The sequence below is a fragment of the Frankia sp. CeCAU1 genome (assembly GCF_977971845.1).
Window position 1 is genome coordinate 1,938 of record NZ_CDWWXA010000151.1, and the last position, 8,570, is coordinate 10,507.

Below are 8,570 nucleotides of genomic sequence, written 5' to 3' on the forward strand. Positions count from 1 at the left end.
AGCGGGGGCGCTGCGGCACCTCGACTTCGAGCGGCCGTGGCGGGCCGGTCACCAGGTACGGGGCAGCCGGTAGTCAGCCTGCGGGTGCCACCTCAGGGCCGGGTGCCACCTCAGGGCCGGGCTGCGGGCCAGTGCCGGTGGCGGCGCCGTTCCCGGGACAGGTCGGGGTATAAATCGGCGGCCGCGTGGCTCGGCCTGGGGTGTTGCTGCCGGTTGCGGGTGTCGAAGTGCGCGATGCCGCGCCGGTACGCCTCGATCTTGCGGCGAGCGATGGCCGAGGGCTCGATCTCGACCACGCCGAGGCGACCCCGTGCCCCGAACGCGCTCGCCCGCGCGGAGTCGAGCAGGAACGGCGCCAGCGCATCCGCCAGCGCCACCGGATCGCCGGCCGGTACCGAGGATCCGGCCTCCCAGCGCTCGACGAAGGGCGCGACTCCGGCCCGGGTCGTGGTCACCACCGGCCGGCCGGCCGCCATCGCCTCGACGGCCGCGATCGAGAAGCTCTCGAAGCGGCTCGGCACGGCGACGACACGGGCCCGCCGGTAGACGTCGCGGATCTGAGAACCGGACAGGTGCCCGGTGAACTCGACGTCCAGCTCAAGCTGGCTGGCCCGGCGGGCCAGCCACTCGCCCGAGGGCACCCCGTTGATCTCACCCGCCGAGCGTCCCGCGAGCACCAGCCGGTGCGCCACCCCCGTGCCACGAAGGCGGGCCGACGCGTCGAGCAGCACGTCCACGCCCTTGTAGGCCTCGAGCCGACCCACGACGGCGACTGTCGGCGTGGTTTCGGCGACGTCGGGTATGTCGAGCCACGGCTCGGCGTCGAACGGATTGGGAATCACCTCCACCTCACGGTCACCCAACCAGCCTTGCTCCCGCAGCGTGTCGACGAGCAGCTGCGACGGTGAGGTGACCACGGCGGCCAGGCTCGCCGACGTCCGGTCCAGCCGGTCGGCGACCAGGCCCTTCAACCCGACCGGCTGGCCGGAAAGCCTGACCGTGAGCATGGTCGGGCAGTGGAGGTGGATGGCGAGCGGCGTGGAGCGACGTATGGCCTGGATCAGGCCGCGGGTTTCCCCGTCCTGGGTCTCGATCACGTCTGGTCTGAGTCCGAGTTGACGCATCCACAAGCTATAGGACAGCGGGAGGCTGGCCCGCAGCGCCAGCGAGTCACGCGGGTACAGGGGTCCCCGGAGTTGGGCGCCGAGCTTTCCCAGCCCGCGGCTGACCGGCACCCGTAGTAACGGGCGCCGGTGGACGTGCACCCCGTCCTCCACCGAGTCGACGACATGACGCCCTTGGGCGCACAGGACGTGGACGTCGTGGCCGAGCTTCGCGAGTGCCGTGGCCAGCGCCGCGGTGTAGGTGCCCGCGCCGTCCCAGACGACGGGCGGGTACTGCTCGCAGAAGAAGAGAATGCACAGCGCCTGGAAAGATCCCAATGACTCCGCCACGTGTCCCCGATTCTGCCGTGCCGTAACGGGAGAGTAAGACTAATAGCGTAAATACGTTACTCCAGGGAGGGGGAGTGACGTCTTCATGGTCCCGCGGTTCCGGGGGGATCGAGGGAAACTTAAGGTAACGAATTGGTACGGACATCCCGGCCGGTGCCCGGAGTGGCGGTCGTACGGGTGGCCGGACACGGTTGCGGTTGTCGCCCGAGCAGGATCCGACAGTCAGGTAAGGGTTGATCATCGTGCGGTCTGACAGGCCGTCTGATCACGTGATGTGGTGCAAATTTACGGAAAAACGGGATGCAATGGTCGCTTCGATCCGGATGTGTCACCGTTAGTGGTCCCAGGCGGTTGTCGGGTGACGACTCGGAAAGTTGATCACGGCGGGGCCGGCGGGGTGCGGGGAACACCGCCTTGCCCGTCGGCACTATGCAGCGTCCCGGCGGGCACCCGGCCAGTGCCCGGACGGGGTCCGGGTGCCGTGCGACCTCTGCTCGGCGGCCCTCACGGCGGCCCTCACGGCGGGACCGATGCGCCAGCAGGCCCTTGACGGGTTGACGAAAGCGGATTCGCGTGCAGATTCGTCGGCATGTCGCGGGCGCCGGGGCGGGGGTAACGTTGCCATTTTCGCTTCGGGGAATCGACCCGGCCACCGCTCGGTGGACCCGCGTCTGGGACGCGGGAACCAGTAGCGTCCTGGCCGGCGCAGTACCGGAGCCGTCGACATCGGCGAGGGAGGGCGTAGATGTGTCATCTGTTCGCGATGAGCAGCGGGCCGACGAGGGTGCAGGCGACTTTCTGGCTGCTGGATGCGCCGGACAGTCCCCGGGCTGCGACGCTGCGGACCCCGGAGGGGGCTGGCTTCGGCGGATTCGACGCCGAGGGCACCGCGTGGGTGGTCAAACAGGTCATCCGGAACCGGGCCGACACGGCATTCGCCCAGGAGCCGCAGCAGGTCACCTCCTCGACGTTCGTCGCGCATGTCCGGCACGCCTCCACCGGCCGGGCCTGCGAGGACAACACCCATCCGTTCGTTCGAAACGGGCGGATCTTCGCGCACAACGGCGTGATCGAGGGGCTGGACAAGCTGGACGCCGAGCTCGGCACGGCCGGTCTCCCGGTCCTCGGTGACACCGACTCGGAACGGTTCTTCGCCCTCGTCACCCGCGAGATCGACGCCTGTGACGGGGACGTCGGCGAGGGAATCGCATCCGCCGCTCGTTGGGCCGCCGAGAACCTGCCGCTGTACTCCATCAACATGATTCTCATCACGGATCGGGACCTCTGGGCCCTGCGGTATCCGGACACCAATGGCCTGTACGTCCTTCGGCGTGGCCCGGGCGGGCGCAACGAACGCCACCTTGATCACGCGAGTCCGTTCAGCGAGATCCGGGTCCGCTCTCTCGACCTGCTCACCAAGCCCGCGGTCGTGGTCGAGAGCGAGCGGATGGACGAGGACCCTCGGTGGCGGTTGATGGAGAGCGGGGAGCTGCTGCATGTGGCCGCCGATCTCACCGTGACCTCTCGGATCGTGTTGGACGGGCCGCCGGTTCACCAGCTGTCCCTCGACGAGCTGCGGCCGCAGGCCGCCGTGTCGCAGACCACCGCGGTGCCCGACCTCCCTCTGTCCGCGTGATCATTCCGGTCCCTGAATCCCCTGTATCCCCTGATCCGCCCATCCACTGAACTACCGATCCACAGATTCAACGAACCGGCCGACATGCCGGGCGTGCGTACGGGGTAGCAGACGTGATGGGGTAATGGCACGGACAGTGGCAGTTCCCTGCGCGGAAGGGGCTCGTCGTGGTAGCAGAGGTCGGCAGGATCGGGTTGTGGGCAACCGAGCGGCAGTGGCCGAAGGATGTCCCGGCCCGGGCGGAGATCGCGGCCGAGGTGGAGGCCCTCGGCGTCCCGACGGTATGGATCGGCGCGGCCAGTGGCGATCTTGAACTCGCGGCCGCGATCCTGGACAACACGGATCGGCTGGTGGTCGGTACCAGCATCCTCAACATCTGGACCGAACCGGCGGACGTCGTCGCCGATCATTACGCCATGCTGGCGAAGGCGCACCCCGACCGGATCCTGCTCGGGCTCGGTGCCGGCCACAAGGAGCTGGTGGAGAAGAGGATCGACCGTCGCTACGAGCGTCCCGTCGACGTCCTCGTCGACTATCTCGACACCCTCGACGAGCTGGGCGTCCCGCGGGCCGGCCGGGCGCTGGCCGCTCTCGGTCCCCGCGTGCTGGGGATCGCCGCGCAGCGCACCGCGGGTGCCCTGCCCTACCTCACCACCCCCGAGCACACCCGGCGCGCCCGGGAGCTGCTTGGCCCGGACGCGCTACTCGCGCCCGAGCAGATGGTCATCCTCGACACCGATCCGGCTCAGGCCCGGGCGGTCGCGCACGACACCCTCGCGTTCTACCTGAAGCTGCCGAACTACGTGAACAACCTGCGCCGTCTCGGCTTCACCGAGGACGATCTGACGGGTGCCGGCTCGCGGCGCCTCGTCGATGCCGTGGTGGCCTGGGGCGATGTGGACTCCGTGCTAGCCAGGGTCGCCGAGCACCATGAGGCCGGTGCCGATCACGTGGCCATCCAGGTGCTGACCTCCACTCCCACCCGGCTCCCGCGCGAGCAGTGGGCCCGGCTGGCGCCGGTCATCGTCGGCTGATCCGGCTGATCCGGCTGATCCGGCTGATCCGGCTGATCCGCCGGCGAGCCGAGCGGATGCCACCTCGGCTGGTAGCCGGTCCATCCCCGACGGTCCGCCCTGGGCGATTGGTTAGCATACTGAACGTCGCCTCGGGCAAGCTGCGGGCCTGGACCAATGGTGAGCGTGACGTCACCGTGCATTTCGGCGCGGTGCTGGAAAATCTGCTGCGGGTTCACGGCCTGTTTCCTGTCGGCAGGATGACACTCCGCCGGCCGATAGCGGCTGGCTCGATGGTGGGTGCTCCGCGACGATGATGCCAACCGGGGGAGGCGCGGCCGGTCGGTGCAACTGCCTACCTGCCTACCTGCCTGCCGTCGGCGGGTCCTACCGAGCGGGCAGCAGCCCGGGTCCGGTCCGTCATCCCGACATAGTGATGTTCCACGGCAAGGAGGGGAATGATCGAGGCGCAAGGGCTCACCAAGCGGTACGGACGTACGGTCGCCGTCAACGACCTGTCCTTCACGGTGCAGCCAGGCAAGGTGACCGGTTTCCTGGGGCCGAATGGTGCGGGAAAGTCCACTACAATGCGGATGATCCTGGGGCTCGACAATCCGAGCGCAGGCCAGGTCCGTATCGACGGTAAGCGATATGCCGAGCTGAAGGAACCACTCCGCCAGGTCGGAGCGCTGCTGGAAGCGAAATGGGTGCATCCCAACCGCTCCGCCCGCTCGCACCTGCGGTGGATGGCCGCGGCGAACCGAATTCCCGGGAAGCGGGTCGACGAGGTCCTGGAGATCGTCGGGCTCACCTCGGTCGCCGGCAAGCGGGCGGGTGGCTTCTCGCTCGGGATGGCACAGCGTCTCGGGATCGCGACGGCCCTGCTGGGTGACCCGCAGGTCCTTCTCTTCGACGAGCCCGTGAATGGGCTGGACCCGGAAGGAATCCTCTGGATTCGTCAGTTCATGCATCGACTTGCGGACGAGGGCCGGACGATCTTCGTCTCTAGTCATCTACTGTCCGAGATGGCGCTGACCGCCCAGGAGCTCGTCGTCATCGGTCGCGGGCGGCTGATCGCCCAGACCAGTACCCATGCGTTCATCGACATGGCGTCCGAGTCGGCGGTCCGGGTCCGCGGGCCGGAGATGGAGCGGCTGCGTGGCGTGCTGACCGGTCAGGGCCTCGCGGTTCGAGACGTCGCCGCCGGCGACAGTGGTCCGGCGGCGTTCCTCGTGTCGAACAGCAGCACCGAGCAGGTCGGCGAGCTGGCCGGTCGGATCGGGCTCGTCCTGCACGAGCTGGCGGCGCAGCGCGGCTCGTTGGAGCAGGCGTTCATCCAACTGACCGGCGGCGAGGTGGAGTACCACGCCGGGACGCCGGGGCCGGGCGACAGCCGGTCGGCGACAGGTGCTCCGCCGGGGCCCGTGCCGGCGGGAACTGCCGCCGGTCCACTGGCCGGGACACCCCGCCAGTCGGTCGACGGTGGCGTGGATGCCGGTGGCGTGGATGCCGGTGGCGGTTCGTCGGCCTCGGCCGAGGCGGCACGAGGAGGGACTGGACGATGACACTGCTCACCGTCGAGCGGATCAAGCTGTTCTCGACCCGCTCACCGTGGTGGTGCATGATCCTGGCGGCCGCGCTCACCGTGGGGCTGACCTCGATCTTCGCGGCGGCGACCAGCGATAACGACCTCGCCGACCTCACCCCGAACGTCACCCAGTTCGCCTACAACTTCGGCCTCGTGGTGATGATGGTTATGGCCGCGCTGGCGGTCACCACCGAGTACCGCTTCAGCACGATCCGGTCCACGTTCCTCGCGGTGCCCACCCGGACGCCGGCACTGCTCGCGAAGGCCGTCGTCGTCGCCCTGCTCGCGGGGACCGTCGGTGAGCTCACCGCCTTCGCTTCCTGGGGCGTCGCCAAGCTGATCAGGCCGGATGCCCCCCTGGCCCTGGACACGGCGCAGGAGTACCGCAACGTCTTCGGTGTCGGTCTGGTCTACCTGTTCGCGGCGATCTTTGCCTTGGCTCTGGGTCTGATCATCCGGCAGTCGGCGGGCGCGATCGTGATCATGCTCGTCTACCTGTTCCTGGCGGAGAGCCTGTTGCCGGCGATCCCCCGGGTCGGTCGCCACATCCAGCACTGGCTGCCGTTTGTCAACGGCGACAACTTCATCGTCGCCGGGCAGGTGGAGCATTCCGACGGGCCGCCCGTGGTGAAGGGGATGCCCTTCGGCCCTTGGGGCTCCCTGGTGTACTTCGCCGCGATCTGCCTCGGCCTGTTCGCCATCGGGCTCGTCCTGGCCAAGCGTCGGGACGCCTGAGCCCGCCGGAGGTGCGATCTCCGTCGGCATGAGCTCTGAAGCCGTGATCATCTGACTATCTGTGATCATCGGAATGCCTGAACTCACCGGCAGGTTGCCTTCAGGCCCGGAGCCGCGGTCCACCGGTCGTCCCGCTGTGGACGCTCGGTGGACCGTAGGTCAGGCGCCCGGGCCCCACAGGTCCCGACCGGCGCGGGCCCGCTCCTGAGCCTTCATGCGAGCCTCGTGGACGTGGCGCCTCCCACCGGTGAGCCGCAGCCGGACCTGTTCGTCCACGGCAACGAAGGGGCGGTAGTAGATGTCGTCGTACTCCTCGATGATCTGGAAGGTCCACCGCCCGTCGAGGACGTTGCGTCCGTGCAGCTCCCGGCGCACATAGGAGGCCAGCTGGGGGTGGCCGGCGTCTTCCAGACCGCTAATCGCCTCCGCGAGGATCAGATCGGCCCGCCCGGAGAGTTGATGGAATTCGTAGAGCGCCCCGCGGGCCCGTTCAACCCACTCCAGCGCCTCGCTGAGCTTGCCGACCGCGTCAGCGGTCGTGTCGTCGAGATCGGGCTGCGTGCGGTCGTCCTCTCGGCGCCCCCCGGCCGGACGATTCCCGCTCATCCGATCGGTTCGACTGCCTTCAGCCCGACTGCTGTCGGTTTGACTGCTGTCGGTTCGACGCCGGCGGGTGTGTCTGCTCACCCTGACGGGATGCCCCGGCGGTGTCGGGTCACACCGACCTGCCGCCTCGCGCCGGGAACGACCACGACAGGCGTGCGCGCGCGCCGGGAACGACCACGAGAACCACCGGGCCGCCTCCGTGGCTCTGACGGGAAGGTATCCATTCAGGGGTGCTGGAACCTGTATCCTGAATGGATACAATCCAGAGATCGAGCTGGTACAGGATCCACGAATTCCCGGAGCTTCAAAAGCCCGACCTGTGCACGGAACCGGGGTAAGTTCAGTCTGCGGCCAGGTCGTAGACCCCATACGGCACCGCCTTCTGCGCGCCCTTCTCCGGGAAGTCGTGAGCGCGGACCCGCACCGGCTGCCCCTTGCGATGCCACTCCCGACCGGCGACGGCATAGTCGCCCAGAACTTCCTTCTTCTTCGTGTCGACGCTGACGACCGGCTGCCCCGCCGCGGTGAACTCCTTCACCCGCTCGTTGATGTAGGAGAACTGGGCGTCCCGGTCCGGATGACGCGCGCCCTCGGTCGTGCGCGAGGTCCCCTGCAGGCTGAACCCCTCGCCACGCAGCAACGCGCCGACCGTGTCCGCACCCACCGGATGCCCACCGGCGGTGAGCTGCTCGGCCAGCCGCCGAGTCGACTTCACCGTCCACCGCAACGGCGACTCAGGATCCCCCCGCTGATCAGGCTCGACCAGCGCCACCAACTCCGGGTCCTTCTCCCGCAGCGTCTTACGGCCCGCGCCCGGCCCGCGCCCGGCCCGCGCCCGGCGCGCGCACCCGGCCCATCGGGGCCGCGTCCGATTCCAACTCGGCCACCCCGCGTGAGACCGTATCCGCCGACACCCCAGCCGCCCTGGCCACCAGCCGGATCCCACCACGCCCGCACGCCCGCACGCCCGCACGCCCGCGCATTCGCGCCCAGCACCAGCCGGCGCTGCCGCTCGTCCAGATGCGGCAACAACACGGTGAACTTCTCCGCGAGCGCCGCCTCGTTGATCTTTACCACGGCGCCGAGCGTCCCACGATCTCCCACGTAGATCAAACACCGGAGTTATTCTCCGGCGGCTCCCTGCCGCCCCGTGACCGTCTCACTCCAATCCGCCGGCCGCCCCACTCGCACACGTAAACATTCACGTAGATTCGTGATCTTGCGGTGAGTGGCTGGTGTTGGAGCCGGGTGTGGATGTTGTTTGCCATTCTGGTGGCGTGGTGGCGTGGTGGCGTGGTGGCGTGGTGGCGTGGTCGGGGCGTGGTGGTGTGGCCGGGTGCCGCCGGAGGAGATGTCGCGTGAGGAGCTGGTTGCTCTCGTGGTGGCGCGGGCGGGGCTGATCGAACAGCTGCGGGCCGGGATCGCCGAGCGGAGGAGCGACTGGCTGGGCAGGAACGTCGGGTCGAGGAGCTGGCGGCGGAGGTTGACCGGTTGAGGCGGGCGGGCTCGCGGAACTCGGGGAACTCGTCGTTGCCGTC

Annotated in this window: 7 protein-coding genes and 1 pseudogene; 5 read left to right on the forward strand and 3 right to left on the reverse strand. The window is 68.9% G+C overall.

The features are described 5' to 3' along the window. Positions 1-110: 110 nt before the first annotated feature. Complete coding sequence (locus AC08OO_RS20045) at positions 111-1,454, reverse strand: glycosyltransferase family 4 protein (RefSeq protein ID WP_476611258.1); 1,344 nt, start codon at positions 1,452-1,454, stop codon at positions 111-113. 745 nt (positions 1,455-2,199) lie between these two features. Between AC08OO_RS20045 and AC08OO_RS20050 the strand changes: the two genes are divergently transcribed. From AC08OO_RS20050 to AC08OO_RS20065, 4 genes are all read left to right on the forward strand, one after another. Continuing rightward, positions 2,200-3,090: a class II glutamine amidotransferase gene (locus tag AC08OO_RS20050; protein WP_476608183.1), complete on the forward strand. Its 891-nt coding sequence runs from the start codon at positions 2,200-2,202 to the stop codon at positions 3,088-3,090. A gap of 167 nt (positions 3,091-3,257) precedes the next feature. Continuing rightward, entirely contained in the window at positions 3,258-4,124 is an 867-nt protein-coding gene (locus AC08OO_RS20055; RefSeq protein ID WP_476611257.1) for an LLM class F420-dependent oxidoreductase, read from the forward strand. Between the two features lie 437 nt (positions 4,125-4,561). Next, a complete protein-coding gene (locus AC08OO_RS20060; RefSeq protein WP_476611256.1) occupies positions 4,562-5,668 on the forward strand; it encodes an ABC transporter ATP-binding protein in 1,107 nt (368 codons plus the stop codon). Next, positions 5,665-6,426, forward strand: coding sequence for an ABC transporter permease (locus tag AC08OO_RS20065; protein WP_476608186.1), 762 nt, complete (start codon positions 5,665-5,667; stop codon positions 6,424-6,426). The genes AC08OO_RS20060 and AC08OO_RS20065 overlap by 4 nt, the downstream gene beginning before the upstream one ends. Positions 6,427-6,585: 159 nt before the next feature. Here AC08OO_RS20065 and AC08OO_RS20070 read toward each other — a convergent pair whose 3' ends face one another. Next, positions 6,586-7,032, reverse strand: coding sequence for a hypothetical protein (locus AC08OO_RS20070; RefSeq protein WP_476608187.1), 447 nt, complete (start codon positions 7,030-7,032; stop codon positions 6,586-6,588). Between the two features lie 343 nt (positions 7,033-7,375). Continuing rightward, positions 7,376-8,100, reverse strand: a pseudogene (locus AC08OO_RS20075) (ISAzo13 family transposase); the annotation flags it as partial. A 193-nt stretch (positions 8,101-8,293) separates the two neighbouring features. On the opposite strand from AC08OO_RS20075, the gene AC08OO_RS20080 reads away from it, so the two are divergent. Continuing rightward, positions 8,294-8,527, forward strand: a complete 234-nt coding sequence (locus AC08OO_RS20080; protein WP_476618897.1) for a hypothetical protein — start codon at positions 8,294-8,296, stop codon at positions 8,525-8,527. The last annotated feature ends 43 nt before the right edge of the window (positions 8,528-8,570 follow it).

Coding starts and splice junctions, on each gene's coding strand:
- AC08OO_RS20050 (WP_476608183.1), top strand. CDS start 2,200: ATGTGTCATCTGTTCGCGATGAGCAGCGGGCCGACGAGGGTGCAGGCG.
- AC08OO_RS20060 (WP_476611256.1), top strand. CDS start 4,562: ATGATCGAGGCGCAAGGGCTCACCAAGCGGTACGGACGTACGGTCGCC.
- AC08OO_RS20065 (WP_476608186.1), top strand. CDS start 5,665: ATGACACTGCTCACCGTCGAGCGGATCAAGCTGTTCTCGACCCGCTCA.
- AC08OO_RS20070 (WP_476608187.1), bottom strand. CDS start 7,032: ATGAGCGGGAATCGTCCGGCCGGGGGGCGCCGAGAGGACGACCGCACG.